At 45.0% G+C, this 26,316-nt stretch carries 27 protein-coding genes and 1 other RNA gene; 6 read left to right on the forward strand and 22 right to left on the reverse strand.

What is annotated here, in order from left to right; translation table 11 throughout:
- Nucleotides 1-15 precede the first annotated feature (15 nt).
- The 5 genes from RSK81_RS09935 to RSK81_RS09955 form a co-directional block, all read right to left on the reverse strand.
- Nucleotides 16-1,482, reverse strand: coding sequence for a cell division site-positioning protein MapZ family protein (locus RSK81_RS09935; RefSeq protein ID WP_293826144.1), 1,467 nt, complete (start codon nt 1,480-1,482; stop codon nt 16-18).
- Nucleotides 1,483-1,494: 12 nt separating this feature from the next.
- Nucleotides 1,495-2,649: a class I SAM-dependent RNA methyltransferase gene (locus tag RSK81_RS09940; RefSeq protein WP_268682440.1), complete on the reverse strand. Its 1,155-nt coding sequence runs from the start codon at nt 2,647-2,649 to the stop codon at nt 1,495-1,497.
- 285 nt (nt 2,650-2,934) lie between these two features.
- Nucleotides 2,935-3,302, reverse strand: an RNA gene (gene rnpB, locus RSK81_RS09945) — RNase P RNA component class B.
- A gap of 22 nt (nt 3,303-3,324) precedes the next feature.
- Entirely contained in the window at nt 3,325-3,687 is a 363-nt protein-coding gene (gene gpsB / locus RSK81_RS09950; RefSeq protein WP_050540601.1) for a cell division regulator GpsB, read from the reverse strand.
- 71 nt (nt 3,688-3,758) lie between these two features.
- Nucleotides 3,759-4,286 carry a DUF1273 domain-containing protein gene (locus tag RSK81_RS09955; RefSeq protein ID WP_004185623.1) on the reverse strand — a complete coding sequence of 176 codons (528 nt, stop codon included), beginning with the start codon at nt 4,284-4,286 and terminating at the stop codon, nt 3,759-3,761.
- A gap of 67 nt (nt 4,287-4,353) precedes the next feature.
- Here RSK81_RS09955 and recU point away from each other — a divergent pair, with 67 nt between their 5' ends.
- Both recU and pbp1a read left to right on the forward strand, forming a co-directional pair.
- Complete coding sequence (recU, locus tag RSK81_RS09960) at nt 4,354-4,956, forward strand: Holliday junction resolvase RecU (RefSeq protein WP_125342647.1); 603 nt, start codon at nt 4,354-4,356, stop codon at nt 4,954-4,956.
- Nucleotides 4,949-7,087: a penicillin-binding protein PBP1A gene (gene pbp1a / locus RSK81_RS09965; protein ID WP_315686672.1), complete on the forward strand. Its 2,139-nt coding sequence runs from the start codon at nt 4,949-4,951 to the stop codon at nt 7,085-7,087. The genes recU and pbp1a overlap by 8 nt, the downstream gene beginning before the upstream one ends.
- A 77-nt stretch (nt 7,088-7,164) precedes the next feature.
- On the opposite strand, the gene pepC is transcribed toward pbp1a, so the two are convergent.
- The 13 genes from pepC to rsmH form a co-directional block, all read right to left on the reverse strand.
- Nucleotides 7,165-8,499 (reverse strand): aminopeptidase C, encoded by a 1,335-nt coding sequence (pepC, locus tag RSK81_RS09970; protein ID WP_315686675.1) that lies wholly within the window; start codon nt 8,497-8,499, stop codon nt 7,165-7,167.
- A 78-nt stretch (nt 8,500-8,577) separates the two neighbouring features.
- Nucleotides 8,578-9,138: a GNAT family protein gene (locus tag RSK81_RS09975; protein WP_315686677.1), complete on the reverse strand. Its 561-nt coding sequence runs from the start codon at nt 9,136-9,138 to the stop codon at nt 8,578-8,580.
- A 47-nt stretch (nt 9,139-9,185) separates the two neighbouring features.
- The gene (nadE, locus tag RSK81_RS09980; RefSeq protein ID WP_315686679.1) at nt 9,186-10,010 is read right to left on the reverse strand and encodes an ammonia-dependent NAD(+) synthetase; all 825 of its coding nucleotides are present in this window, start codon (nt 10,008-10,010) and stop codon (nt 9,186-9,188) included.
- Nucleotides 10,007-11,467 carry a nicotinate phosphoribosyltransferase gene (locus tag RSK81_RS09985; protein ID WP_315686681.1) on the reverse strand — a complete coding sequence of 487 codons (1,461 nt, stop codon included), beginning with the start codon at nt 11,465-11,467 and terminating at the stop codon, nt 10,007-10,009. The genes nadE and RSK81_RS09985 overlap by 4 nt, the downstream gene beginning before the upstream one ends.
- 107 nt (nt 11,468-11,574) lie before the next feature.
- Nucleotides 11,575-12,489 (reverse strand): thioredoxin-disulfide reductase, encoded by a 915-nt coding sequence (gene trxB, locus RSK81_RS09990; RefSeq protein ID WP_315686683.1) that lies wholly within the window; start codon nt 12,487-12,489, stop codon nt 11,575-11,577.
- A 65-nt stretch (nt 12,490-12,554) separates the two neighbouring features.
- Nucleotides 12,555-12,779, reverse strand: coding sequence for a DUF4059 family protein (locus tag RSK81_RS09995; protein WP_002893522.1), 225 nt, complete (start codon nt 12,777-12,779; stop codon nt 12,555-12,557).
- A 171-nt stretch (nt 12,780-12,950) separates the two neighbouring features.
- Nucleotides 12,951-13,694, reverse strand: coding sequence for an amino acid ABC transporter ATP-binding protein (locus RSK81_RS10000; RefSeq protein ID WP_223321892.1), 744 nt, complete (start codon nt 13,692-13,694; stop codon nt 12,951-12,953).
- Complete coding sequence (locus tag RSK81_RS10005) at nt 13,694-14,503, reverse strand: amino acid ABC transporter permease (RefSeq protein WP_002893524.1); 810 nt, start codon at nt 14,501-14,503, stop codon at nt 13,694-13,696. Before RSK81_RS10005 ends, RSK81_RS10000 begins: the two co-directional genes overlap by 1 nt.
- Nucleotides 14,504-14,749: 246 nt before the next feature.
- Nucleotides 14,750-16,093, reverse strand: coding sequence for a DEAD/DEAH box helicase (locus tag RSK81_RS10010; protein ID WP_315686688.1), 1,344 nt, complete (start codon nt 16,091-16,093; stop codon nt 14,750-14,752).
- Between the two features lie 104 nt (nt 16,094-16,197).
- Entirely contained in the window at nt 16,198-17,181 is a 984-nt protein-coding gene (gene mraY, locus RSK81_RS10015; RefSeq protein WP_002911286.1) for a phospho-N-acetylmuramoyl-pentapeptide-transferase, read from the reverse strand.
- Nucleotide 17,182: 1 nt separating this feature from the next.
- Nucleotides 17,183-19,471 carry a penicillin-binding protein PBP2X gene (gene pbp2X, locus RSK81_RS10020; RefSeq protein WP_315686692.1) on the reverse strand — a complete coding sequence of 763 codons (2,289 nt, stop codon included), beginning with the start codon at nt 19,469-19,471 and terminating at the stop codon, nt 17,183-17,185.
- Nucleotides 19,461-19,784, reverse strand: a complete 324-nt coding sequence (gene ftsL / locus RSK81_RS10025) for a cell division protein FtsL (RefSeq protein ID WP_002893529.1) — start codon at nt 19,782-19,784, stop codon at nt 19,461-19,463. The genes pbp2X and ftsL overlap by 11 nt, the downstream gene beginning before the upstream one ends.
- Nucleotides 19,785-19,791: 7 nt before the next feature.
- A complete protein-coding gene (rsmH, locus tag RSK81_RS10030; protein WP_004185595.1) occupies nt 19,792-20,742 on the reverse strand; it encodes a 16S rRNA (cytosine(1402)-N(4))-methyltransferase RsmH in 951 nt (316 codons plus the stop codon).
- A gap of 200 nt (nt 20,743-20,942) precedes the next feature.
- On the opposite strand from rsmH, the gene RSK81_RS10035 reads away from it, so the two are divergent.
- Genes RSK81_RS10035 through RSK81_RS10050 form a run of 4 tightly spaced genes read left to right on the forward strand, consistent with a single transcriptional unit; the run spans nt 20,943 to nt 22,483 of the window.
- A complete protein-coding gene (locus RSK81_RS10035) occupies nt 20,943-21,158 on the forward strand; it encodes a helix-turn-helix transcriptional regulator (RefSeq protein WP_002896937.1) in 216 nt (71 codons plus the stop codon).
- Nucleotides 21,159-21,205: 47 nt separating this feature from the next.
- Entirely contained in the window at nt 21,206-21,736 is a 531-nt protein-coding gene (locus RSK81_RS10040) for a DUF3278 domain-containing protein (RefSeq protein WP_315686696.1), read from the forward strand.
- A 31-nt stretch (nt 21,737-21,767) separates the two neighbouring features.
- The gene (locus tag RSK81_RS10045; RefSeq protein WP_002916325.1) at nt 21,768-22,310 is read left to right on the forward strand and encodes a DUF3278 domain-containing protein; all 543 of its coding nucleotides are present in this window, start codon (nt 21,768-21,770) and stop codon (nt 22,308-22,310) included.
- Nucleotides 22,307-22,483, forward strand: coding sequence for a hypothetical protein (locus RSK81_RS10050; RefSeq protein ID WP_002901317.1), 177 nt, complete (start codon nt 22,307-22,309; stop codon nt 22,481-22,483). The genes RSK81_RS10045 and RSK81_RS10050 overlap by 4 nt, the downstream gene beginning before the upstream one ends.
- 57 nt (nt 22,484-22,540) lie before the next feature.
- Here RSK81_RS10050 and RSK81_RS10055 read toward each other — a convergent pair whose 3' ends face one another.
- From RSK81_RS10055 to glyQ, 4 genes are read right to left on the reverse strand one after another with little or no spacing between them, the layout of a single operon-like run.
- A complete protein-coding gene (locus RSK81_RS10055; RefSeq protein WP_002916326.1) occupies nt 22,541-22,798 on the reverse strand; it encodes a DUF896 family protein in 258 nt (85 codons plus the stop codon).
- A gap of 20 nt (nt 22,799-22,818) precedes the next feature.
- On the reverse strand, nt 22,819-24,858 hold the full coding sequence (gene glyS, locus RSK81_RS10060) for a glycine--tRNA ligase subunit beta (RefSeq protein ID WP_315686699.1): 2,040 nt from the start codon (nt 24,856-24,858) through the stop codon (nt 22,819-22,821).
- A gap of 2 nt (nt 24,859-24,860) precedes the next feature.
- Entirely contained in the window at nt 24,861-25,229 is a 369-nt protein-coding gene (locus RSK81_RS10065; RefSeq protein ID WP_268681653.1) for a hypothetical protein, read from the reverse strand.
- A complete protein-coding gene (gene glyQ / locus RSK81_RS10070) occupies nt 25,229-26,146 on the reverse strand; it encodes a glycine--tRNA ligase subunit alpha (RefSeq protein WP_002893545.1) in 918 nt (305 codons plus the stop codon). Before glyQ ends, RSK81_RS10065 begins: the two co-directional genes overlap by 1 nt.
- Between the last annotated feature and the right edge of the window lie 170 nt (nt 26,147-26,316).

A 26,316-nucleotide genomic window follows, 5' to 3' on the forward strand; every position in this document is an offset into this window, starting at 1 on the left:
AATGTTCAAAGATGACTAGAAATCAAGCGAGTCAGCATGACCTGGTCCATTTCCGACGAAGTAGCCAGTCTTACAGTTGATACTGAAGAGGTAGGTACCGTCTGGCTTGAAGAGGTTATAGTAGCCGTTTCCTTTAATAATATTGACGCGTTCCAGGATATAGTTATCACCAGAAATATAGCCGCGCTCACGAGAAGTTTGCAAAATCTTCTCCAGAACGCCAGGATTGAACGTCCAAGCCGGATTGTTGACGTCATCAATAGCCGCTTGGTTATAAGGGACACGACTGAGGTCTCTCTGCAGATTTACTCCGTTGCTAGGAAGACCATAGCCAGAGTAAGAGCTGGAAGCTCCTGAACCAGAAGCAGACGAGCTTGAACCGCCACTTGTACCTGCACCTGTACCTCCTTGATCAGTAGCAGGAGCCGGTGTTGGAACCTGTTGGCCGCGTCCTTGGGCAATTGCTGCCTTTAGAACTTCATCTAGCTTAGCATTGCCACTTGATACATCTGAGAAAGTCGCATTTGTATTAGCCTTGGCTTCCTTGTTCAAGACACCGTCAGTGATCGCTCCACCGTCAAACTGCGAATTGACACTTTGGATAGCCGAAATTTGTTTCACTAGGGAATCATACTTGCTCTTGGCTGCATCATAGTCTTTGCTGCCTTTTAGTTTTTCAAGTAAGGTTTTTAATTTTTCCAAGTCGCCAAATTTACTGTTTTTGACAGCTGTCTGATTGCTATCTGTGAAGAATGCAGCATACTCATCATTAAAGGACTTCAAATCCTTGGCAGTATTATCAGAGCTAGAGGAAGACGAGCTCTTTTTACTGGACTGCGATGTTGAAGAGCTAGAGCTTGTAACGGTCTTATGACCCCAATTATGCCCCAGAGCAAAGTAAAGCCCTGTGCCCGCTACAGCAATCCCTAAAAGTCCTAAAACTGGATAAAGGAAAGCTTTTTTCTTGTAGAAAGGTGTCTTAGGAACCTGTAATTCCTTCTCATCAAGTGGTTCTGGAATAGGACCGTAAGATGTCTTTTGAACGGGAGCAGCAGGAACCGCATCTTCCTGCTCTGAGCGTTGACTGCGAGATCCTAAGGGGGTTAAGGGGGTTGGAACTGCTTCTGGCTCACTTGCAGTCTCAGTGGCTGTCAACTGAGCTGTTGGAATCTCCTGTTCACTTTCAACCTCTTGCCGTCTTTCTTTGATGAAGTCGGTCAAATCAGAAGAGGCTTGCTCAGCTTGAGCAGCTTCCTGCTCCTGCAGCTTTCTGATTTTCTGAGTTTCAAATTTTCCTGCTTCGATTTCCTGACGGTGCTGCTTGATATACTTATCCAGCACATTGTCGCTTTCATTCACACCGGCTTCCAGCTCCTCTTTCTTACGAGTAGCTTGTCCGACTGTCATTTCCTTGGCCTCTTCAAAATCAAGGACCGACTCTTTCTTTTCTTCTTCCGGTGAGTAGTTTTCTTCTTTCGTCACGGCAAATCCTTTCTAATCTAACTGACGTTTGACCCGCTGGCCAAAATACTGATATAAATCAACTTTTAAAGTACCATTATAAAGTTTGCGTTTTTTATCGGCCTGACTGCCATATTTGCTTTCAAAAGCTTCATCGCTAGTCAGGATAAACTTGCTCCAGGTTTTGAGCGGAGCAAAGGTTTCTCCCATCTCCTGATAAAGCCGAGTCACAGCCTCATCATCTAGGAGGCGTTCCCCGTATGGCGGATTAGAGATAATAACACCATTGGTCTTATCTGTATGCAAATCCTGCAAACGCATCTGCTTAAAGCGAATCTGCTCTGCTACTCCTGCTTGCTCAGCGTTTTTTCGAGCTAGCTCTACCATGCGACCATCGATATCCGATCCAGAAATATCCAGCTGGATGGTCTGATCAATCTGACTGAGTGCAGTCGAGCGAGCCTGAGCTACCAGGTCTTTATCCACCCAATTCCAGTCTTCAAAGGCAAAGGAACGATGGAGTCCCGGCGCTATCTTCATCCCAATCATGGCTGCCTCGATACAAAAAGTACCAGAGCCGCAAGTCGGGTCTATCAAAGGCTTATCTGGATACCAGTTGGACAGGAGTAAAATGGCCGCTGCCATATTTTCCTTGATCGGTGCACCACCTTTATCGGCCCGATAACCACGTTTGAAGAGGCTGGATCCTGTCGTATCAATCATGACCGTCGCTACATCTTTTAGAATAGAAACCTCTATCCTAAACTCAGCTCCATTTTCCTGCAGGGGCACCCCTTCCGGACGTGCATAATGCTTCTGCAGCTTCTTGACAACTGCCTTTTTAGAAATAGCCTGAACGCTAGGCTCATTGTGAAGTTTTGACTTGACACATTTGGCCTTGGCAATAGGAAATTTAGCTCCCAGCGGTAGATAATTCTCCCAATCCAGAGCAAAAACTCCCTGAAAGAGCTCTTCAAAAGTCTTAGCTGGAAAACTGCCAACTACAATCTTAATCCGATCGGCCGCGCGCAGCCAGAGATTGGTTTGAATAATAGTACTGACATCACCCTCGAAGCGAACCCGGCCATTTTCGACCTGACAATCAAGTCCCAACTCTCTGATTTGACGGCCGACGACAGCTTCTAGCCCTGCCGCTGCGGTCGCAATTAAATTAAATTTTTCTTTCATCTTGGCTTTTTAAATGGATTCTAATCTATACAAACAAAGGGAGTGAGACAAAAATCGTGATTTCGTCACATCGATTTTCCTCACTCTCCCTTTTTAAATTTTGGGCTGAGAAGGTTTCGCTGCCATTTATCAGCTAGCTCATTCCTTGAAATATCCATCAGACAAATGAAGCAACAGTTAGTTGAACTTGGCAGAGAATAGAGCGCTCAGCCACTCTCTTGCTATTCTATTATAAAATTTAAAGAGGACAGGACTTGACGTCCCAGCCTCAGCCTATATGCAATTTTCTGTAAGCCATGTTTTGTTCCGGAAATGACTAGGTACCATTTCCTTCGATAATCATCTGTCTACTGTTTCCAGTCAGAGTGCTATGTTCGATTCCACGCACTCCATGCCCCGACCAAAGTTTGGGTTGCTAGCTTGAGGGGTTTACCGCGTTCCACTTCTTCTGTTTCCAGAAGAACTACGTCACTGTGGCACTTTCAGACCTAATCAGACATATCCAAAGACTTAGCCCTTTCAGTCGCCGTAACGGAAAAATCCGTCCCTAGGCTTATTTCTTCGCCTAGCACAAACACTACCGGCATCACAGCCAGTGCTAGCATGGACTTTCCTCATGAAAATCTAAAATTTCCACGCGATTATCCAAAAATTGCACTGTTCTAAAAAGAACCATTATTCACGATCCAGAATTTGTTTCCCGAATACTTCCTTTTCGAGGCGGTTCAAGCGTTTCAAGATATCAAAGTTAGTCGCAGAAGTCATCTGAGGGAAGCTTTCCACAGTCGACTGAGTCGCTTGTGTTGATTGGACAGGCTGAGTCGGCTGAACCGGTGCTTTTTCAACCGGCTTCGCAGCCAACTCTTCCTTGAGACGGCGATTTTCCTCACGCAGCTCCTTTACCAAGGCTGCATAAGTCTCATAATCCTTGATAATATCATCCAAAAACTCATCCACTTCGGACTTACTATAACCGCGTACTTCGCGTTTAAAATCCTGATCAAAAATATCTTTTGCTGTAAAAATAATACTTGCCATCTTCTCTCTCCAATCTAGTTTGTCATATTCAATTATAAACAAAATGCCTAATAAAAATCAAGATTTATCATCTAATTTCCCGAAAAATTTTCGGCCACTTCATTCAGGTCATCAAATGTTAATTTTTTGATAAAATATTGTTCTTGTTTTTTCATTTCTTGGTAAAGATATTTCAGTTTTGTCTCCTGTTCTTCATCGTAAAACAAGTAGGCTCCATCTGTATTTTGAATGACGAATTGATTGTAATCACGAAACTGACTAGGATTTTGATAGGTCGGATAAGCATACTTGACGAAATCGGCTTGCTTAAAAGCAGCTAATTTTGCTTGATTAGCTTCGTTCCAATTTTCACCTTGATTCTCAAAGAGAAAGATGGTTGCCGTCTGAAATTCATAGTCCTTTTTCAGGTCGTTGGCCAGCTCCAAAACCCAAGATTCAAAGCCCAGATTTCCCATAAAAACCAGCCAATCCACTCCGTCTTCCAAAAAACGGATTAAGTCCCTCTTAGCGGCTTCTTTTATAATTTTTATTCTCATATCTTTTTCCGTCGAAATGCCGATTTCAAAGGCTTTGTAGCCTGTTATTAATAGACTGGTCATTTATTCTCCCTTAAAAAAGTTTTTTGTGGTATAATAGAGTGATGCTATTGTACCAATAAGGAGTTTTATGGTCAACTATCCGCATAAGCTAAAGGCAAAAAGCAGTATCAACAGGCCTGTTCCCGGCATTGTTAACTTTGCCAATCGTGGGATGTCTTTTGAAAAGATGATCAACGAATCCAACAACTACTATCTAAGCAGAGGACTCGCTGTCATCCATAAAAAGCCTACCCCCATTCAGATTGTCAAGGTTGATTATCCGCACCGTAGCCGAGCCAAGATTGTAGAGGCTTACTTTCGGCAAGCTTCCACAACAGACTATTCTGGTGTCTACAAGGGCCATTATATTGACTTTGAAGCCAAGGAAACCCGACAGAAAAAATCGATGCCCATGAAAAATTTTCATTCGCATCAGATTGAACATATGGAGGCAGTCCTTGAGCAAAAGGGCATCTGTTTTGTCTTACTGCATTTTTCCAGCTTAAGGGAGACTTACCTACTTCCCGCTTCTTATTTAATTGAGTTTTACAAGATCGACAAGGGAGGGAAGTCCATGCCCTTAACTTACATCCAAGAGCATGGTTATCCGATTGAAATGCAACAGCTTCCCAGCATCCCTTATCTTGAAATTATCGAACAAAAACTACTAGGTGGTATTATAAATGAATAAACAAACTCTTATGCAGGCTTTGAAATATCTTGCAAGTGCACTTATAACCCTGCTTATGATTGGATTCGTGATTGGCTGTTTGGTATTTACCTACTATGCGGTCAAGGCTCCTAAGCTTTCTGAAAAAGATCTCATCGCGACCACATCCAGTAAGATTTTTGACAGCAATAACAATTTGATTGCGGACCTAGGCGCTGAAAAGCGGGTCAATGCTGAAACAAGTGAAATTCCTACGGATTTGGTCAACGCCATTGTCGCCATTGAAGACCATCGCTTCTTCAACCACCGCGGGGTAGACTTTATTCGGATTGCAGGTGCCCTTGTTAGCAACATCCGCGGGGGTCGCCAAGGGGGATCAACTCTAACCCAGCAATTGATTAAGCTGTCCTATTTCTCAACCTCTTCTTCGGATGCGACTCTTTCACGTAAAATCCAAGAAGCATGGCTGGCCGCTCAGCTTGAGCGTAAAGCGACCAAGCAGCAAATCTTGACCTATTATGTCAATAAAGTCTACATGTCTAACAGTAACTACGGTATGCAGACAGCAGCCCGAAGCTACTATGGCAAGGACCTAAAAGATTTAAGCTTACACCAAACGGCTCTGCTGGCAGGTATGCCTCAAGCACCTAACCAATACGACCCTTACACCCATCCAGAGGCTGCAACCAACCGCCGTAATCTGGTACTTCGTGAGATGCATGATCTCAAGTACATCACAGATGAACAGTATGAGCAAGCCAAGAATACCCCTGTAACCGACGGACTTCAAAGTTTGAAAGCTTCTACTAGCTACCCAGCTTACATGGATAACTATATCAAAGAAGCAATTGAACAGGTTGAAGAAGAAACTGGTTACAATGTCCTGACAACTGGTATGGAAGTCTATACAAACGTCAACACAGAGGCTCAACAGAAACTCTGGGATATTTACAATACTGAAGACTATGTAGCTTATCCAGATGATGAAATGCAGGTTGCCTCCACAGTTATGGATGTCCAAACTGGTAAAGTCATTGCCCAGCTCGGTGCCCGTCACCAGTCTACCAACGTATCCTTTGGTACCAACCAAGCTGTTGAAACCAATCGTGACTTCGGTTCAAGTATGAAACCAATCACTGATTATGCTCCAGCTCTTGAAAATGAAGTCTATACTTCAACTGCTGCTCCTATCACAGATGCTCCATATAACTTCCCGTATTCCAGCACACCAGTTTACAACTGGGATAAGAAATACTATGGCGGGATGACGATTCAATACGCGATTCAGGAATCCCGTAACGTTCCTGCTGTGAAAACACTGGAAGCCGTTGGTCTGGACGAGTCCCTCAAGTTCCTAAATCGTATTGGAATTAACTATCCTGAAATGTTCTATGTTAATGCCATTTCAAGTAATACCAGCAAATCCGGCAACGAATACGGAGCCAGCAGTGAAAAAATGGCTGCTGCCTATGCAGCCTTTGCCAATGGTGGTACTTACTACAAGCCTCAGTATGTCAATCGCATCGTCTTCAGTGACGGAACGGAGAAGACTTTCTCCAATAATGGTTCCAAGGCTATGAAGGAAACGACAGCCTACATGATGACCGACATGATGAAAACAGTCTTGCAGTCTGGTACAGGTACAAACGCTGCAATTTCAGGTGTTTATCAAGCCGGTAAGACCGGAACCTCCAACTATGCTGATGATGAATTAGCCAAGCTGACCAAGCCTTACTACTACTCTAGCATTGTCACACCAGACGAGCTCTTCGTTGGTTACACGCCTAAGTATTCAATGGCCGTTTGGACTGGCTACTCAAACCGTCTGACACCAATCCTTGATGACGGGGTTAAGGTTGCAACAGATGTCTACCGCGAAATGATGCTTTACCTAGCTCAAGATGGCTCTGCTTCAGAGGATTGGGAAATGCCAGATGGTCTCTACCGCAGTGGCTCTTATGTCTATCTCAACAGTGGTACCGGCTATAACCGTTACTACAATAACCAGCAATACTATAACTCTTCTAGCTATAGCAGTTACAGTACAGAAGCTAGCTCTGACACATCAGCTGCTAGTGAGCATTCTGGTGATTCAAACAATAGCTCTTCTAACCACAGCGACTCATCTTCCGGTAATGGTGGAGATGTCTAGAGTGACGAAGATTAAAATACAAACTAAAAGAGTAAGAATGAAAAATTCTTACTCTTTTCTTATTCTCTCATCAAAGCTTACTTTGCCAAAGCACCCATGGGATCCCAGGGAGCTAGCACAAGTGGCTCTGCTTCATATGCTGCTAATTCTGCGGCTGTCAGAAACTCTTTACGGACGACGATTTGATAGGTATACTCGTCCATCCAAGCGTCAGAGGCTACGAAATAGCCCTTGTTACCAACCTTTTCGCCCCAGGAGTTTTCGACCTTCCATTTCTTAGCCTTGCCATTTTCATCCAAGTCCACCCCTGTCAAGACCATAGCGTGGGTCATGAGGCTTTCGCTATAGTCCAAGCGGCCAGCCTTATCCTGAGTTAGTCGAATATCCATGCTGGCAGTGAAATCGTGCATCCCCTCAGCCATAACACCAGCCTTACGATTGCTAGACTGACCAACATCCGAGCCAAACCAAACGGTCTCACCAGCCTGCATTTGAGCAATAGCCAGCTCTTTTAGTCGGTTCATTTCAACATTCAAATAACGAACCGGCTTACTTCCAACGACATTGCCCAACATCTCAACTGTATAGGACCATCCATAAGGCTTGTCAGCAGTCGGTGCATTGATGATAGAGACATAGTCAGCTAGCTTGAGATCGACATATTTTTGATAAAAAGTCAGAGGTGTCAATCCGCTCTCGCTGTGGAAATGATTGTCCTTATCGCGATAAGAAAAGTCAAACTGGCGAGGCGGCAAGCCTAAGTTCATAGCTAGGAAGTTAAAGACTTCCTGTAAGAATTCTTCTTTCTTGGCCTGAAGTTCTGACGATTCTACCCCGTCCGCTGCTAATTCTCGCAAAATCTGTGCATCTTGACGCAAGAGCTTATTGAGAATTTGATTGAGCTCACGGCTGTTACTGGAAGAAATTGACTCCGGATAGACCGACTTAGGCACGACGCCGTATTTCTCAAAAAGCGCCACGACCATATCCCATTGACCGCCATCCTGCTGTGGCGTATCTAAGAGAAACTTGACCTTACGGCTGGTCAATTCTTGGTCAGCTGTCGCAATCACCTGCTCCAAGAACCAGTTGGATTTTTCATATTTATCCCAAAAGAAGGTATGGGCTTGAGATAGCTCAAAATCCTCCAGTTGGAAACCAGCAATCATCTTGTGGCGGAAGGTATTAAGAGCTGCAAACATCCAACAGCGTCCAGAAGCTTTCTGGTCGCTAACCTTGTCCTTAGTGAGGTCCAGTGAAAAGACAGGTGTGTTTTCCACAGCAGCGCTTCGCTTCTCTAAGGAAGCCAAAAGGCCATTGTGGCTGATGGCATTTTCAATTGCTGCAAACTTGGGATTGGCCTCATAAGCAGCATACAACTTATCTGTAAAATCTTGTTCTAACGACTTCATAGAATCCTCCTTGTCATTATACATCTATTATAGAACTTTAAAAAAAGAGCGCAAGTAAAAAGGCTGGGCAAAAGAGTCCTAGCCTTTTTCTAAATCGGATGTTAGGATTCCATAGACGGAAAAATCTTTGACTTGTCCTTTATGAAATACAGCCTGACGGAAAGTACCTTCGTAGCTCATTCCAGCTTTAGCCATGACACGCCCAGAAGCTGCATTGGCTGTTACAAATCTTGCTGTGACACGATTGAATCCTGCGTCTTGCAAGAGATAGTTCAAAACAGCTTTCAAAGCTTCTGTCATCAGCCCCTGCCCCCAATAGTCTTTACTTAAAATATAACCGACTTCGCAAGCATTGACTGCCTCATCCATGTCCACCACACTGATATCACCAAGCACATGTTCAGGATTTTCTTTCAGGCAGATGGCCCACTTGTAAAAATTCATGTTTTGATAATTCTCAACCCAGTGAGCAATAGACTGTCGGGTGACTTCAGGACTCTCGTGAGCATCCCAGGTCACGTGCAGCAAATTATCCGGACGACAAGCCCAGTTGTCATACATAGCTTGAGCATCCGATTCCAGAAAAGGTCTTAGTAAAAGACGTTTGGTTTCAATGGACTCTGTACCTATCTTTTTCATAGCTTCCTCGTTTCTTAGCTCAAACTAAAAAGTTTCGATAGAGATTTTCACTTCCAAAATTCGTCAAAAATCGTAATCGGCAAATGCCGTTTATGCTGGCCTTTATGCCACCAAGATTCGATAGTTTCTTGAGCTTGGGCTGAGACGGACTTGCCTTCGAGGTAGTCGTCAATTTCATTATAGGTCACGCCCAGAGCGACTTCATCCGCAATCCCAGGCTTTTCTTCTTCCAAGTCAGCCGTCGGCACCTTTTCATAGAGGGCCGGATCAGCTCCCAAGGCGGCCAAAAGCTGCTTGCCTTGACGTTTATTGAGACGGTAAAGCGGTAAGATATCTGCTCCGCCATCCCCAAACTTAGTGAAAAAGGCCGTGACATTTTCTGCTGCGTGATCGGTCCCAATAACAGCCCCACTGTATGAACCAGCCAAAGCATACTGGGCAATCATACGGCTGCGGGCCTTGATATTACCCTTGTTAAAATCAGTGACTTTGGCACCCGTTGCCTCTACAGCCCTTGTCATGGCATCAGCTGATTCCTTGATATTGACTGTCAGACTGACATCAGGCTGGATAAAAGCCAGAGCCTTTTGCGCATCATCTTCATCTGCCTGAACACCGTAAGGCAGACGAACGGCAATAAAGCGGTAGCTATCATCCCCAGTCTCAGCCCGCATTTCCTCTACAGCCAGCTGAGCTAAGCGGCCAGCCAAGGTTGAGTCCTGACCACCAGAAATTCCCAGAACATAACTTTTCAAAAAAGGGTGCTTCTTCAGATAGGCCTTGAGAAAATCCACCGACTTGCGGATTTCTTCCTCCGGATCAATCACTGGTTTGACGCCCAATTGAGCGATGATTTCTTCTTGTAGACTCATTTTTCTGCTCCTGTCTGGTAGGCTTTCTTGCGCATCTGGTCAATCAAGTCCATCTTATCCTGCCAAATATCTCTAGCCAGGTCAACTGGATAATCTTGTGGATTGAGAACCCGCTTGTACTCGTCCCAAAGTTTATCAAATTCCTTACGGGCATAGGCTTGAATTTCAGTTAAGGTCGGCTGAGCATAGACCAAATTCCCTTCTTGGAAAATCTCCACCAAAAGCGGTACGGCATCAAAATTTTTGACCGTTTTATTGATATAGGTATAGGTCGGATGGAACATTTCCAGCTCTTCCAAGCCATTGACATCAAGGCCGTCATAGGTAATGTAGTCTCCCTCAGACTTCTCTTTTTCGCGACTGGTAATGCGCCAAACCTGTTTCTTGCCTGGGGTCGAAACCTTTTCAGCATTATTGGACAACTTGATGGTATTGCGTAATTCTCCAGTCTCATCTTCAATAGCAACAATCTTATAAACTGCTCCTAAAGCCGGCTGGTCATAGGCCGTAATGAGCTTGGTTCCCACACCCCAGACATCAATCTTGGCTTTTTGCATTTTCAAGTTGAGAATGGTATTTTCGTCCAGATCATTGGACGCATAAATCTTAGCATCAGGGAAGCCAGCTTCATCTAATTGCTGCCGAACTTTCTTAGAAATATAGGCAAGGTCTCCCGAATCAATACGGACACCCAGAAACTTAATCTTGTCTCCTAGCTCACGCGCCACCCGAATGGCTGCCGGAACACCCAAACGCAATGTATCATAGGTATCTACTAAGAAAACACAGTTATGATGAGTCTCAGCATAAGCTTTAAAGGCATCATAATCATTTCCATAGACTTGAACGAGAGCATGGGCATGCGTTCCCAAGACTGGAATATCAAAGAGCTTGCCAGCCCGGACATTACTGGTACCGTTCGCTCCGCCAATCACCGCTGCCCTAGTCCCCCAAATAGCAGCATCCATTTCCTGGGCCCGGCGCGTACCGAACTCCATCAGAGGTTCATCTTCGATGACAGAGCGTATACGGGCTGCCTTGGTAGCAATCAGGGTCTGAAAATTAACGATATTGAGCAGAGCAGTCTCAACCAGCTGACACTGAGCCAGTGGACCTTCCACCTGCACGATTGGTTCATTGGCAAAAACCAAATCACCTTCCTGAACAGACCTTACGGTCAGGCTCATCTTGAGATTTCGCAAATAATCCAGAAACTCTCCGTGATAGCCCAAGGATTGCAAATAATCTAAATCGCTCTGGCTGAATGTCAGATTATTGAGATAGGAAATAATTCTTTCCAAGCCCGCAAAAACTGCGTAGCCGTTATTAAAAGGATTTTTACGGAAAAAAACTTCAAAAACTGCACGCTTGTTGTGAATATTTTGCTTGAAATAAACCTGCATCATGTTGATTTGGTACAAATCAGTGTGCAGAGTTAAACTATCATCTGGGTACATCTTCTTGCTCCTTTATGCTAGATACCTTTTATTATATCATAATTCCAAAAAAGCTAAGCAAATCCTGTCAACTCACTTGAATAGACACACTTGCTTAGCTTATATTTTTATGCTTGCTCTGTAAGGTATTTGTAGGCTTCCTGACTGGCAATAGCACCATCGCCAACAGCCGTCGTAATCTGGCGCAGGTCTTTCTGGCGAACATCACCAACAGCGTAAATACCGGCTACTGACGTCTTCATCTGATGATCCGTCAGAATCCAGCCAGCCTCATCAGTGATGCCCAAGTCCGCAGCAAATTCACTAACTGGATCTAGGCCAACATAGATAAAGATACCGCCAAACTCTGCCTGACTAACCTCACCTGTCTTGACATTCTTGAAGGTTACGCCTGTCACTTTGCGCTCATCACCATGGATACTTTCCACCACAGAATCCCAGACAAAGCGAATCTTTTCGTTGGCAAAGGCGCGATCCTGCAGCACTTTTTGTGCTCGCAGCTCATCTCGACGGTGAACAATGGTCACACTTTTTGCAAAGCGCGTCAGGAAAATAGCCTCCTCAACAGCTGAGTCGCCACCACCGACAACCAGCAGGTCTTCATCACGGAAGAAGGCGCCATCACAGACCGCACAGTAGGAAACCCCGCGGCTGTTGTAGTCTTCCTCACCAGGAACCCCCAGATGACGATGATTGGCACCAGAAGCAATGATGACTGTTTTAGTTTCAAAACGCTCATCTTCTGTGATGATTTCCTTAAAATCGCCTCGGTCTTCAATTTTTTCTACTAGGCCAAATAAATGTTCAACACCCAGGTTCTCCAGAGGTTCAAACATTTTCTCTGCTAGCTCAGGACCGCTGATATTGGCATAGCCTGGATAGTTTTCAATGTCAGCAGTATTATTCATCTGACCACCAGGAATACCACGCTCCAGCAGGGCAACTTTTAGGTTGCTGCGGGCTGCATAGAGGGCAGCTGTCATGCCGGCAGGTCCAGCTCCAATAATAATTGTATCGTACATAACTCTTCTTTCTCCTTGTTGTAACTAGAATTATTCTAACAACTTTTCTACAGTTTTACAAGCATTTAAGCTTTTAGGACAATGAGCAGGCCCAGCGTCGCAAAAGACAGGACTGGAATCGTCATAATGACAATCAGAAGGACATCGTACAGATGACTCTGGCGCTCCTTAGCCGTCTTATCCTTGCGGCGAATCATCCGCAGTCCAATCCATAAACCCGCAATGATCCCTACACCGACTGCAGTATAAAGCAAGCTCTCGATATAAAGTGCAAATATTTGATCTAACATGTCAACTCCTCAAAGGTCAATCAGCCTCGTAGTGCAAAGAAAGGTAACAACCCCAAATCTAACCGTCAGCATAAAACACCCACTAGACAAGAAAGCCTGCTCCACTGTACGCTAAGACTGAAAACAAACTCAGCTGGTCTAGCCAACTGAGCCTTCACTGTCTCTATTATATCAAATATAGGTCCGTTTGTAACTAGCAAAAAATTCCTTGGTTCTTTCTTCCTTTGGATGATGGATGATCTCATCTGGTGTCCCAGACTCTATGATTTTCCCCTTGTCCAAAAAGAGCACCCTGTCAGCCACCTGAGCGACAAAGGACATATCATGACTGACCAGAATCATGGTCTGGCCAGACTTGGCTGCATCAGCGATTGATTTCTCTACTTCTCCGACCAACTCGGGATCCAAGGCTGAGGTCGGCTCGTCTAGCAAAAGAACATCTGGATTCATAGCCAAAGCCCTTGCTAAGGCAACCCGCTGCTTCTGACCGCCTGACAAATGTCTAGGATAGTGATTTTCTCGGTCTGACAAGCCAACTTTTGCTAACTCTTCCTTGGCTATCTTAGTCGCTTCTTGGTCTGACAGTTTCTTAACTACCAGCAGACCTTCCTTGACATTTTCCAGAGCCGTCCGACGGGAAAAGAGGTTAAACTGCTGAAAAACCATGGCTAGCTTGCGGCGCAGTAGCAAAATCTCATCTTTGGAAATCCTTGAAAAATCCACTTTGAAACCGTCGATAGCAATCTTTCCGCTATCTGGCTGTTCCAGATAGTTGAGGCTACGGAGAAAGGTTGACTTACCAGCACCCGAAGAGCCAATCAAAGCTACCACTTCGCCTTTTTTAATGTCCAAACTGAGATCATCCAGAACCTTTTGACCTGAAAAAGTCTTACTTAAATGTGAAATATTAATCATCAGATTCCTTCTCCTTCTGCTTGCTGAAGCGATTCAAATTTATCCGGCTGTTTGATATCCATCATCTTTTCGATCCAGCGGCCAAGTTGCTCAATGAGAATATTGACTGCCCAATAAATCAGCGAAACCGAAATAAAACGCTCAAAGTAACGGTAGTCCGCCCCCGCGATAGCCTGCGCCTTGGCAAAAATTTCCACTACACCGGCACTAAAGGCCAGAGAAGTTCCCTTGGTTAAGCCAATCAGGGAATTAATCAGACTAGGTGTCGCCACTACTGCTGCATTGGGGATAATGACACGCATATAAACCTGCTTGTTGGTCATTCCTAAGCTGCGTGCAGCCTCAATTTCTCCCGGATCTACGGACAAAATTGCTGCCCGGATGGTCTCACTGGCATAAGCCGCTTCGTTGAAAGCAAAGGCAACAATCGCAAAGACAGACGCTGGAATCTCGTTGATATTAAAGCTTGTGCCATACTTCTGATTGATGGCCTTGAGCAATAAAGGAATCCCAAAATAGGTCAGCATGAGCTGGACCAGCAGCGGTGTTCCTCTCAGAAAGCTGACAAAGAAAGCCTGAATCGGATACAGGACTTTAACCCGATTAATCTTGACGATAGCAAAAACCATGGCAAGCAGAATACCAAAGACTGCACCACCCGCTGTCAAGAGAAGGGTGATTGGCAGATTTTGCAAAATGCCCGGAATGGCCTCAAAAACAGCCCTTAAACTAAATAATTTACCATCTGGAATGAACTTGAGGAACTCCTCATACCAACCAGTTGTCAGAAGATAAGTTGTAACCACCATTATTACTTCCTTTTCTTGATAATGAAATATTTTAACACAATTCTGGAACAAAACAAAGAATTTGCTTCGCTTTTATTGTCTTTTAGCAGTCAAAACATGAGCAGCTAGTGAAAATCTCGTGTTCCTAAATATCAAATAAGCCACACTAAGCCCAATATAAAAATAGACTAGTTTCACTAGTCTATCATATCTCTTCCATAAAGACTAATATATTTTTCTTATCACAGCGATAAGAAAAGTATATCACTAAAAGGTTTGGCGCTTAGCCTTACGCTCTGCCCGGCCACGTGCACGATTCTCTGCTCGCTTGGTCTTGCGGCGCTTTTCGTTAACAGCCCACTGAATTTTTTTCTTGTAGCCTGGTTTGATTTTTTTCTTTTTCTTCTTTACCAGCCCCAGCATTTCCGTGTCCAGCTTCTCCCGGCTCTTTTCCCGATTGGCCCGACGGTCTCGGTCGTAGGTATCCTGGAACTCGTCATCTTTTATCATCTTGGGAATGAACTTAATCCCCATCTTTTCTAACTCCCGAATATCTGAGTCATCACTCGGCTGGTAGAGAGTAATGGCTGTACCAGGAAGACCATTACGGCCGGTCCGGCCTACCCGATGGACAAAGAAAGACAAGTCCTGAGGAATGGCATCATTGATAACATGGCTGACACCTTCGATATCAATCCCCCGCGCTGCCAAGTCAGTAGCGACAATGTACTCAAAATCCAGATTCTTGACCTGATTCATGATGCGCTTGCGCTCCCGCGGAGCAATGTCTCCATGAATTTTAGCAACTTTGAGCCCTTGAGCTGTCAGATAGCTGTGCAGCTCATCTGCCCTCGTCTTGGTATTAACAAAAATCATAGCCAGATAAGGCTGCAGGAGCTGACTGATTTGATAAATCTGGGCATTCTTGTCTCGTCCCTTGGTTGACAGAAGCCAGTTTTCAATGGTGTCCGCAATGACCGTCTTGGTCTTAATCTGCTCAATCACTGGATTAGACAGGTATTTTTTCAAAAAAGGCTGAAGCTTCTGCGGAATGGTCGCTGAAAAAACGAGAAACTGCAAATCTTTAGGCAACCGGCCTGCAATCTTATCAACCGTCGCCAAAAAGCCCATGTCCAGTGTCATATCTGCCTCGTCAACGACAAAGGTCTTGGCCTTGTGAATGGCCAAGTCGCCAGACTCTACCAAGTCATAAATTCGACCAGGCGTTCCAATGACGATATGAGGCTGACTAGACTCTAACTTCCCAATCTGACGAGCCTTGTCAGTCCCACCGACATAGTTAGCCACCCGAATCTCTCTTTCAGAAAAGCTAGCTAACTGCCGAGAAGCCTGATAAATCTGCGCTGCCAGCTCCCGACTTGGGGCTGTAATGACAGCCTCCACACTGTCTGCCTCCTCATCCAGCATTTGAAAGATCGGCAGCAAAAACGTGTGGGTCTTCCCAGAGCCGGTCTTGGACTCACCGACCAGATCCCGACCTGACAATACCACAGGAATCAGCTTTTCTTGGACTGGAGTTGCTTCAAGGAAGTTCAAATCCCTGAGCGCTTCCTGAATATAATCTTTAAACTTAAATTCTGTAAATTTCATCTTGTCCTCTATTCTATTATCCTAACTATTATACCAAAAAAATAACCATCCTGCTTACCCTCAAATCTAAGAAGCAGAAAAGCGAGCCAGAGACTCGCTTCTTGCTATAAATATAGGATAGCTAGGGTCAAAAGACTGCCCACGATACCGATTCCCCAGAAGAAGAAATCGACCTTCCATTCGCTCCACTCCTTGCCGTGGCCAGTTAGGCCTCCCAGCTCAAAGTGGTGATGAACCGGAGTCATCCGAAAAATCCGCTTACCGCCGGTCAGCTTGAAGTAAGTCACCTGCATCATGACAGAGGTTGTTTCAAACACATAGACGATACCAATCAAGAGGAGGGTCCACTCTTGGTGAAGGGAAATGGAGATAGCAGCCAGCATACCGCCCAAAGCCAGGCTTCCCACATCTCCCATGAAGATTTTAGCGGGCTTGTGGTTGAAGACAAAGAAGCCTAGTAAGCCGCCAATCATACTGATGATGACAATCAAAATATCAAAACGCTTCTGCTCAACAGCAATCACAGCATAGGCTACCAAGCTAATGACCACCGAGATACTGGCCAAACCATCAATTCCATCCGTCAGATTGACAGCATTGGAGAAGCCAATCAACCAAAAAAGGACGAAAAAGACATAGAGGAAGCCTATCTGGACAGGAACGGTGAAGATATTCAGCTGGTCACCTGCACCGTGCTGATTATAAAAGAAGTAAAAGACAACTCCGCCGACAAGCTGCAGAAACAGTTTCTGCTTGGGATTAAGACCCTCGTTGATCTTACGAAACACCTTGAGGAAGTCGTCCAAAAATCCGACAACGCCATACAGGACCAAGATAAAAAGAATCATAATCAAGCCATTGGACAGCTGATGCGAAAACAGACCGATAACAAAGCTGGCCAGAACGGAGGTCAAGAGAAAGACTGTGCCACCCATGGTTGGTGTTCCGGCCTTGGCCTGATGCTGCTTGACATCTTCGTGCATCTGTTGGCCTGTGATACGAGCCTTATGGTAAAAACGAATAAAGGCAGGAATGCCGATGATAGTTAGGATAAAAGTTACGATTCCTGCAATAAGAGCAATAAGCATATTAGTCTCCCATTGTAATTGTTATTTTCTTGAGATTTTTCAGCGAAGTATTGGTCTTTTCGCTCTGCTTGACGACCTTGGAGCCCTCTCCTTTGAAAGTGACTTCAATGTCCTGCCACTTCGCAAAACGTTCGACATTGGCCTTGGTCCAGCCGTACATATCAGGCAGACTGTCTAAATCATCTGACAAGATCAAAACCTGCTGGTTGGCCTTGAGATTTTTGCCCTCTTTGACAGATACTTTTTTAATCTTGCCACCTGTTCCTAGTACAATTGGTTGGACGAGGTTGCGGCTCAATTCATCTGCCAATCCGCCAGGACTGATTTGATGTTTTAGCCCTAGTTGCTTGGTCAGATCTTCCAGTGATGGCATTTTATAGCTGGTTTCTTCAGTGACTGTTTCAAGAGCTGGAGTTGTCTCTGTCGTCAGATTAAGACTGTCTTTGAGAGCGACAGCTTCTTCCAAGACCGGATTGACCACTTCCTGCCAGAATATTGGCTGGAATTTTTCCTCGGGCTGCTGAACTGTCACATACATGATAAATTCAGGATTTTCTGCCGGCGTCATGGCAACAACTGAGTAGATGTTGTCGTTCTCACCCTCTAGATAACCATTTTCAGAAGCGATCTGAGCGGTCCCTGACTTAACAGCGACATTCTGACCAGCCACTTGTATGACGGGTTCTCCACCGACATTCAGGGTTCCGTGGTAAGGGTCTGTTCCGACCTGAACCATATAATCCCGAGTGGTTTGAGCTGCTTTTTCTGAGACAGGATTTCCGATAATTTCTGTCGCTGTCTTACGAGCTGTATTGGTTTTTGGATCATGGATGGCATTGATAAACTTAGGCTCCACCATGACGCCGTCATTGGCAACGGATGAGAAGGCACGCAGCATCTGCACCTGGGTCACACCAATCCCTTGACCGAAAGAACTCATGGCAATCGTAACATAGTTATCACCTGGCAAGGAGCCATAAGTTTCATTCCCCATCCCAAATCGGGTCGGCAGACCAAACTTAAACTTACTCAAGTAGTCCAGCCACTTGTCATTGCCCATCTTCTGTTCCAAAATAGTCATACCAACGTTACTGGAATAGGTAAATCCTTGGGCAAAGGTCAGGGTTTCCCCTTCTGAAATCCCCATGTTGACATTCCAGTCCCGAATGGTCGCATCCATGACCTTGTATTCTCTACTGTCAAAGGTATCGTTAGGATTAAAGCTGCCATTATCAATAGCTGAAGCCAGAGTCATAACCTTCATAGTAGATCCAGGCTCATACTGGCCTTGATAGAGCATGGTGTTCCAGTTGATCAGATTTTTCTCATTCAAGCCTTCCTTGGTATCTGCATTATAGGTCGGCCGTTGAGAAGTAGCTAGGATTTCGCCGGTCTTGGCACTGACCAAGGTTGCATTGACAAACTTGCCTTTAACCTTTTCCTGGAAGGCATTCATCCGCGTTTCTAGGTAGGTTTGCAAATCAGCCGACAGCGTTGTATAGACGTCCTTGCCGTCCTCTGCTTGTACAGAGACCTTTTCTGACCCAGGTACAACATTACCGTTTCGGTCTTTTTCATAGGTCACAATCCCATTCTGACCAGCAAGAATCCTATCCAGTGCCTGCTCCATGCCAGAAGTCCCTTTCAGCGTCTTATTGCCTTCCTTATCCTCCTGCAGCTGGGCAAGACCGATAAACTGGGAGGCAAAGACACCGTTACTATAACTGCGGTTAGGACTGGTAGTAAAGTCAATCCCTTCAATACCAGCAGCTTCAAAGGCTTCCCGCATAGCATTCATATTACTGTAGGTAATGCCATTGCCCTGTGCCCCGAAGGAAACCTGCTTGAGATTTTTCTGAGCCAGCTGGGTTTTGACATAGTCCTTATCCAGCTCTAGGTATTGATTGAAAATCTCTGCCACCTTATCATACTGGGATTCTTCTACGTAGAGAATCTTGCCAGTAGCTGACTTGTAACTCTTGTCAATAATGGCATAGACATTATAGGTCGTGGCATCCTCTGCAATGGGAACTCCATTTCGGTCATAGATTGTTCCCCGCCGGGCAGCGACTGTGACCGTCTTTTGATGGACTACTTCTGCACCCTTTGATAGATTAACCCCGAACTTCTGGTCTGTCCCGATAATGATGGCAAAATTAATCAAGAAAACGAAAAAGAGAAAGATAGCTAAGATGCTCATGCTCTTTCCCACTTGCCGCCGATTGTATTCAGGGGTTTGCCTATTTTTCAGGGCGTATTTTTTAATTCTTTCAAAAATTCTATTCTTCATCCGTTGAACTCACTGTTTTACGATTTCCCTTCTGGAGTTTCATATCCTGAGAGCTGGCTAACTGGGACAGTCTTTCATAGCGGGTCAGTTCATTGACTTCCTGCTTGATGTCGGCTAGCTCTGTCTGCTCCGCTTCGATCTGTGTATTGACTTCCGTCAAATCCCGATCTACCTGCAATAGCTTGGTCTGCATAAAGACGATGCTGACTGCTAAAATAATGGCAGTCAAAACGATGGAGCCGTAAAAGGCCTTCTCAACTCGGGAAAATTTTCGCATCTGATCTTGAAGCGGGTTTGGTCTTTTTTCTGACATTTTTTCCTCACTTGTGTATCTTACGGGCCACGCGCAGCTTAGCGGAATGAGCCCGGTTATTGCTTTCTAATTCTTCTTTGCTTGGTAAAATTGGTTTGCGGCTGACCAGCTCCAGCTTAGGCTGCAGTTCATCTGGGATGAAGGGCAGGCCCTTGGGAACATCCACTGTTGACGCCTCCTTGAAAAGCTGCTTGGTCAGACGGTCTTCTAGCGAATGAAAGGTAATGACCGCAATCCGGCCGTCCACCGCTAGCAGATCAATGGCCTGCTGAATAGACTCATCCGCCGCTCCCAACTCATCATTGACCTCAATCCGAATGGCCTGAAAAATCTGCTTGGCTGGATGGCCTTTCTTCTTCAGCTCCTTAGCTGGCTTGGCTGACTTGATAATTTCAGCCAGTTCTGTCGTTGTTTCAATGGGTTTGACACTTCTAGCCTGCTCAATCTTGCGAGCAATCTGCTTAGAAAACTTGTCTTCGCCATATTTAAAAAAGATTCGTACCAAATCCTGATAGCTATAATGATTGACAACCTCAAAAGCTGTCAAGGCTGCATCGCGGTTCATGCGCATATCCAAAGGCGCATCCTGTTTATAGGAAAAACCACGCTCACGCTGATCCAGCTGAGGGCTGGAAACGCCTAAGTCATAACAAATCCCATCAATTTCTTCCACACCAGCTTCTTGCAAACGGCTCTTGAGGTGGCGGAAATTGTCCTTGATAAAGGTCACCATCCCCCGCTCTACATAAGGAGCCAGGCGCTTTTTAGCATTGTCAATAGCCGTCTGGTCCTGATCGAAAGCATAGAGATGCCCCTCATCTCCGAGCTGGCTCAAAAGATATTCGCTGTGACCAGCACCCCCAAGGGTCGCATCGACATAGATGCCTTCAGGCTTAACAGCCAGCTGGTCAACCGTTTCATGAAGAAGAACAGTAATGTGATGAAATTCGTTTGTCATATCTTACTTATTATATCACATTCAAAAGCAAAAAAAAATTTAAAAGAAAAAGTAAGCGGATGAAATCCTTTTTTAAATTTTTTGTCAGATATACTTGACACTTTTTTCAAAAAGTATTATACTAGCATAAAATAAAAGTCAAATATAACTGACAAACATACTGGAAGTTATCAGTTATAGTATTAGAAAGGAAGGGTGTAATGAATCGTGTCAAAGAATTTCGAAAAGAAAAAAAGATGTCTCAGCTAGAGTTGGCCAAGTCTATCGGGGTATCGCGGCAAACTATCAATATGATTGAAAACAACAAATACAACCCCACCCTCGAGCTCTGTATCAATCTGGCTAGAGCGCTGGATACTGACCTCAACGCCCTCTTTTGGGAACCCCAGCTGACAGATGAAGATTCAGAGGACTAAGAATTCTTCCCTGCAGCAAATTTCATACCTAAAGAAAGGACTCAAACATGAAAAAAGAAACATTCTCAGACAAGATGATCAAACGATTTTACGGTATTACTGGACCTTTGGACGAGCAAAAGCGCCAACAGGCTGAGCATCTAGGAAATATAGGCTTTATTTGGCTTTTCTTGATTTTGCAAGTTAGTAATTTCCTAGCTTTCATGCTAGCCGATATCTATCCAGGCTTAGATGCTCGGATTTACCCCATTATTATAGAACTTCTTACCTTTATAATAGCTGGTGTCATTTACTTCAGGTCTGAGAAAAAGCACCTGGCAGATTTGGATTTGGAACTCATGAGTGAAAAAGAAAGGCGCAAGCTTCAATATCCTGGTCTTAAGATTGCACTCTTCATTGGATTGACTTTCCATCCTATCTTTAGCCTTATAGAAGCAGTCACTCTCAAGCAAGACTTTTTCACTCTCTTTTTACAAGCTGATCGAATCCTGAAAACAGCCTTGGTCGCTAGCATTTTAGGTGTTTTTATCAGTTTTTACTTCAAATCACGCAAACACCATACTGAACAGAGCGAATAACCCCTTGACTTAAGCTAGAAAGGACACAAACATGAAAAAAGAAACATTCTCAGACAAGATGATTAAACGATTTTACGGTATTACTGGACCTCTGGACGAGCAAAAACGCCAACAGGCTGAGCATCTAGGAAATATAGGCTTTATCTGGCTTTTCTTTATTCTGATTTTTGGCAATGCCATCGCCTTTCCCCTAGCCTTTCGCTGGCCCCAAATTATCGCTCTTGCCTATCCAATCCTGCTGGAAATCCTTATCCTCGGCTTCTGTGTCTATATAGTCATTCAAGCACGGCGCAAAGGAATTGATGGCCTAGAGCTAGGACTTCAGGATGAAAAAGAAGAAAAAGCCATGAAGCATGCTGGCCTCAAAGCAGGCTTCTCCTATTGGCTGCTCTTTTACCCTCTCTTTAGCATCATGATAGCTGTCATGGAAAAGAAAGATATCCTACAAGTTTTGCTTCAACCTAAACTTATTGTAACTGGATTAGCCGCAGGCCTTGGATTTGGACTGATCATGCATTTCATTGCCAAAGGAAAGATTCGCCAAGCACAAAAAAAGGAGGAAGAAGACCTATGAGACTCAATCTCAAAGAAAAAATGGATTTAGGGATTCTATCCCTCATTATTGCCATCGCTGCTTATTTCTTTTTCCGTATCACGGAGCCTTGGATTTTCTGGCTGGATGTAGCAATCATCGCTAGCTGCATCTATGTAGCTCTCCGCATTTTGAAAAAACATAAACAAGAATAAAAGAATCCCTCGACAGGAACTTTCTAGCTTCCTAGCGAGGGATTTTTTTATATTACTTTAAGACTCTGGGTCATCCAGACTACGGCCGTGAAGGCCTTTCTCGCGCTGAACTTGACGCAACTTCTCAGGTGTCACATCATTGCCATCCTCATCAACAATCTTGATGCCTTCGATGTGATGGCGAACAGAGCGACGGTAGCCTTCGATATACTCTTCACGAAGCTTGGCTTGTTCCACTTTTTCCTCAGCAGTTAGACCTTCTGTTTTTTTCTTCTTAGCCAGTTCATTGATACGTTCAATTTTTTTAGGATCCATGATTCTACCTCTCTTACCTTTTATTTGGTATTAATCTGATTAAACTGCGCCAGCTGTCCAGCCTTGGCCGTCAAAGAAGCTAGGAGAGCTAGGCGGTTGTTACGCACAGCCTCATCTTCTGCCATAACCATGGTATGGTCAAAGAAAGCATCGATAACTGGACTGAGGGCAAAGAGTTGGTCCAGATTGGCAGCCAAGTCAGATGTCAGCTCCACTGCTTCAATGGCAGCTGCCAAGTCTTTTTCCTCTTGATTTTCAAAGAGTGCTGAATTGATAGCTGTCTGCCCTTGGGCTTTCTCAGCAAGATTGAAGACCCGCGACAGGCTTTCCACTGCCGACTTAAAGTTGTCTTCCTGAGCTTTTTCTGCTAGAAGCGCAGCTGTTTCTACCAAATCGCGTACGACGAAATTAGTGTCTTGAAGAACAGCCGTCACGATGTCTTTCGGAATGCTGCGATCCATCATCTTCTCAACGCGGGCACGGAAGAAGTCCAGCACTGCCTCTTGATTGTCATAGCTTAAGCTATCAAACTTGAGTTCGTAAAGTCGACCAAGAAGATGAGCCAAGTCAATGTTCCAGCCAAACTTGTCCAAGATACGCACAACACCCTGAGTCGCACGGCGTAGTGCATACGGGTCATTGGAACCGCTCGGAATCAAGCCAACAGAGAAGAAGGACAGAATGGTGTCCAGCTTATCAGCCAGAGCCAAGACCGCTCCGACCTTGGTGTCAGGCAATTCCCCATCGGCTGATGTCGGCATATAGTGCTCCCGAATAGCAGCTGCCACCGCAGCATTCTCACCAGCCAGAAGAGCATACTTCTCGCCCATGATACCTTGCAGCTCATCAAACTCACCAACCATGCCAGTCAGCAAATCAAACTTATAAATAGCCGCTGCACGAGCCAAGTCAGCTGTCTCATCAGCATCCAATCCTGCTTCTTGCGCCAAGAGAGCAGCAATCTTGCCAGTCCGCTCCATGTGCTCTGCCAGAGAGCCAATCTTTTCGTGGAAGGTCACATTGCTCAGCTTTTCAACCAAGTCGGCAATAGCCAGTTTTTGGTCTTCCCGCCAGAAGAATTCCCCATCTTCCAGACGAGCCACCAAGACTTTTTCGTTTCCTTTTATGACATTTTCTAAATGCTCTGCATTTCCGTTGCGGACAGAGATGAAGTGTGGCAAAAGCTTGCCTTCAGCATCGCGCACAACAAAGTAACGCTGGTGCTCTTTCATGGAAGTTACCAAGACTTCCTCAGGTACCTCTAAGTATTTGGCATCAAAATTACCCAAGAAAGCAGTTGGATATTCTACCAGATTCAACACTTCATTAAGCAGGTCTTCGTCAATCTCAATTGAAACTCCGTGCTCCTCTTCCAGTGCTCGAATCTGCTCAACAATCATATCACCCCGCTCAAGAGGGCTGGCAATGACAAACTGAGCCCGTAGATCATCTTCATAGGAATCTGCTGAAGTAATCTCCGTCTCTTTCCCCAAGAAACGGTGTCCACGGCTGGTACGACCGCTCTTGATGTCCAAGAATCCCAAATCAAAGGCCTGCTCATCTAAGAGCACAGTCAAGGTGTGGACCGGGCGGATGTATTCAAAGGTATTGTTGGCCCAGTGCATGCTGACAGGGAAGGTCAGAGCTTGCAGAACTTCGGTCACTGCTGGGATGATTTCCTCTACAGGGCGGCCGATTTCTTCCTTGGTCACATAGACGTATTCTTCCCCTTTGATTTCACGGAAAGTAATGTCCTCAACCGTCAAGCCCTTGCCACGGACAAAGCCTTCAGCAGCCTTGGTAAAGTTGCCATCTGCGTCCAGAGCAATTTTCTTAGAAGGGCCTTTGAAATCTTCGGTCAAATCAGACTGCTTGTCCGCCAAGCCAACCACGCGCACCGCCAAACGGCGAGGCGTAGAGAACATTTCAATTTTCTCAAAGGTCAGACGATGGTCTGTCAGGAAGGCTCCCATCTTGTCGCGCAACTGCTTCATGCTCGGTGTCACGACATAGGCTGGCATTTCCTCCAAGCCTAATTCAACTAATAAATTTTTTACCATGATTATTCTCCCTCCTCACAGCGTTGTACTATAACTTTTATAATTTTAGTTAAAGTATAGGTGGGAGTTGATACCTCCTGATTATCATTTTTATAGGGAACAAAAAAATATTCAGCCTCTAAATTCTCAAGATTTTTTTTGCATGCTTCCCAATCATTACGAGAAGAGACTGACCATTTAAACGAGATTGTTTTATTGGTAATATTAGGGAATGTAGTATAAATTTGGATTTTCCTTGGCATTTTTTCCTCTTTTAAATTTTTATCAAGACTTTCGTGATCAACTTTACCTTCTAATTTTTCTAACTCTATGTCAAATATTAATGGAATTGAGGGCTCAGGAAATTTAGGAAATTTATCAGTAGTAATCATTATTCTCCCTCCTCTGCCAAGAGTTTCTCGCGAGTCTCAGCATCCAAAAGTGGATAGCCCAGACGCTTGCGCTCAGCCACAAAGGTCTTGGCCACAACACGCGCCAGATTACGAATACGGGCAATGTAACCAGCCCGCTCTGTCACAGATACGGCTCCACGCGCATCCAAGAGGTTAAAGGTATGCGAGCATTTGAGAACGTAATCATAGGCCGGGTGCACCAGATGCTCGTCCAGACAGCGCTTGGCTTCCGCTTCAAACTTCTCAAAATTCCCCAAGAGCAAGTCTTGGTCGCTGACCTCAAAGCTGTACTTGGAATGTTCATACTCAGGATGCGTGAAAATTTCGCCGTACTTAACGCCATCAGCCCACTCAATGTCGTAAACTGAGTCCACTTCTTGGATATAAGAAGCCAGACGCTCCAGGCCATAAGTCACCTCAGCAGTCACCGGCTGAGTTGGCAGACCTCCGACCTGCTGGAAGTAAGTGAATTGCGTGATTTCCATACCATCCAGCCAAACTTCCCAGCCCAGACCAGCCGATCCAGTTGACGGATTTTCCCAGTTATCCTCGACAAAGCGGATGTCGTGCTCCAGTGGATTGATACCCAAAAGCTCCAAAGACTGCAAGTAAAGTTCTTGGATATTGCTTGGAGATGGCTTCATGACCACCTGAAATTGATGGTGCTGGTAAAGACGGTTCGGATTTTCCCCATAACGGCCATCTGCTGGCCGACGAGACGGCTCTACATAGGCCGCATTCCATGGTTCAGGACCAATGGCACGCAGGAAAGTGTAGGGGCTCATCGTTCCCGCTCCCTTCTCATTATCATAAGCCTGCATGAGCATACAGCCCTGGTCATTCCAGAACTGTTGTAGAGTCAGGATAATTTCCTGAAAGGTTAATTTCTTAGACATTTTTTACTCCTTTAGTTTATTTAGATTTCTTGCGAAGCGTTCAAAAGGGAACGATTATTTCCCTTTTGAAAAGCTAGTACATCGCCTAGACAAACCGCCCATAGCGGTTGTCGTCAGTCAATCGAACCTTTAGGTTCGCAATTGACTTTGGCGAGGTGAAAGGTAAGTTT

Source organism: Streptococcus sp. DTU_2020_1000888_1_SI_GRL_NUU_041A (assembly GCF_032387735.1).
GTDB lineage: Bacteria > Bacillota > Bacilli > Lactobacillales > Streptococcaceae > Streptococcus > Streptococcus sanguinis.

What these genes read in the sequence shown, in the direction of transcription:
- ftsL (WP_002893529.1), bottom strand. Translation starts at nt 19,784, where the DNA reads ATGTCAGAAAAAAGACCAAACCCGCTTCAAGATCAGATGCGAAAATTT.
- trxB (WP_315686683.1), bottom strand. Translation starts at nt 12,489, where the DNA reads ATGTACGATACAATTATTATTGGAGCTGGACCTGCCGGCATGACAGCT.
- RSK81_RS09985 (WP_315686681.1), bottom strand. Translation starts at nt 11,467, where the DNA reads ATGTACCCAGATGATAGTTTAACTCTGCACACTGATTTGTACCAAATC.
- RSK81_RS10045 (WP_002916325.1), top strand. Translation starts at nt 21,768, where the DNA reads ATGAAAAAAGAAACATTCTCAGACAAGATGATTAAACGATTTTACGGT.
- nadE (WP_315686679.1), bottom strand. Translation starts at nt 10,010, where the DNA reads ATGAGTCTACAAGAAGAAATCATCGCTCAATTGGGCGTCAAACCAGTG.
- RSK81_RS10010 (WP_315686688.1), bottom strand. Translation starts at nt 16,093, where the DNA reads ATGAAATTTACAGAATTTAAGTTTAAAGATTATATTCAGGAAGCGCTC.
- RSK81_RS10055 (WP_002916326.1), bottom strand. Translation starts at nt 22,798, where the DNA reads ATGGATCCTAAAAAAATTGAACGTATCAATGAACTGGCTAAGAAGAAA.
- RSK81_RS10005 (WP_002893524.1), bottom strand. Translation starts at nt 14,503, where the DNA reads ATGGTGGTTACAACTTATCTTCTGACAACTGGTTGGTATGAGGAGTTC.
- RSK81_RS09940 (WP_268682440.1), bottom strand. Translation starts at nt 2,649, where the DNA reads ATGAAAGAAAAATTTAATTTAATTGCGACCGCAGCGGCAGGGCTAGAA.
- mraY (WP_002911286.1), bottom strand. Translation starts at nt 17,181, where the DNA reads ATGCTTATTGCTCTTATTGCAGGAATCGTAACTTTTATCCTAACTATC.
- RSK81_RS10035 (WP_002896937.1), top strand. Translation starts at nt 20,943, where the DNA reads ATGAATCGTGTCAAAGAATTTCGAAAAGAAAAAAAGATGTCTCAGCTA.
- glyS (WP_315686699.1), bottom strand. Translation starts at nt 24,858, where the DNA reads ATGGTAAAAAATTTATTAGTTGAATTAGGCTTGGAGGAAATGCCAGCC.
- glyQ (WP_002893545.1), bottom strand. Translation starts at nt 26,146, where the DNA reads ATGTCTAAGAAATTAACCTTTCAGGAAATTATCCTGACTCTACAACAG.
- RSK81_RS10065 (WP_268681653.1), bottom strand. Translation starts at nt 25,229, where the DNA reads ATGATTACTACTGATAAATTTCCTAAATTTCCTGAGCCCTCAATTCCA.
- rsmH (WP_004185595.1), bottom strand. Translation starts at nt 20,742, where the DNA reads ATGACAAACGAATTTCATCACATTACTGTTCTTCTTCATGAAACGGTT.
- gpsB (WP_050540601.1), bottom strand. Translation starts at nt 3,687, where the DNA reads ATGGCAAGTATTATTTTTACAGCAAAAGATATTTTTGATCAGGATTTT.
- RSK81_RS10000 (WP_223321892.1), bottom strand. Translation starts at nt 13,694, where the DNA reads ATGATTAATATTTCACATTTAAGTAAGACTTTTTCAGGTCAAAAGGTT.
- pbp1a (WP_315686672.1), top strand. Translation starts at nt 4,949, where the DNA reads ATGAATAAACAAACTCTTATGCAGGCTTTGAAATATCTTGCAAGTGCA.
- RSK81_RS10050 (WP_002901317.1), top strand. Translation starts at nt 22,307, where the DNA reads ATGAGACTCAATCTCAAAGAAAAAATGGATTTAGGGATTCTATCCCTC.
- RSK81_RS09995 (WP_002893522.1), bottom strand. Translation starts at nt 12,779, where the DNA reads ATGTTAGATCAAATATTTGCACTTTATATCGAGAGCTTGCTTTATACT.
- RSK81_RS09975 (WP_315686677.1), bottom strand. Translation starts at nt 9,138, where the DNA reads ATGAAAAAGATAGGTACAGAGTCCATTGAAACCAAACGTCTTTTACTA.
- pepC (WP_315686675.1), bottom strand. Translation starts at nt 8,499, where the DNA reads ATGAAGTCGTTAGAACAAGATTTTACAGATAAGTTGTATGCTGCTTAT.
- RSK81_RS10040 (WP_315686696.1), top strand. Translation starts at nt 21,206, where the DNA reads ATGAAAAAAGAAACATTCTCAGACAAGATGATCAAACGATTTTACGGT.
- RSK81_RS09955 (WP_004185623.1), bottom strand. Translation starts at nt 4,286, where the DNA reads ATGACCAGTCTATTAATAACAGGCTACAAAGCCTTTGAAATCGGCATT.
- recU (WP_125342647.1), top strand. Translation starts at nt 4,354, where the DNA reads ATGGTCAACTATCCGCATAAGCTAAAGGCAAAAAGCAGTATCAACAGG.
- pbp2X (WP_315686692.1), bottom strand. Translation starts at nt 19,471, where the DNA reads ATGAAGAATAGAATTTTTGAAAGAATTAAAAAATACGCCCTGAAAAAT.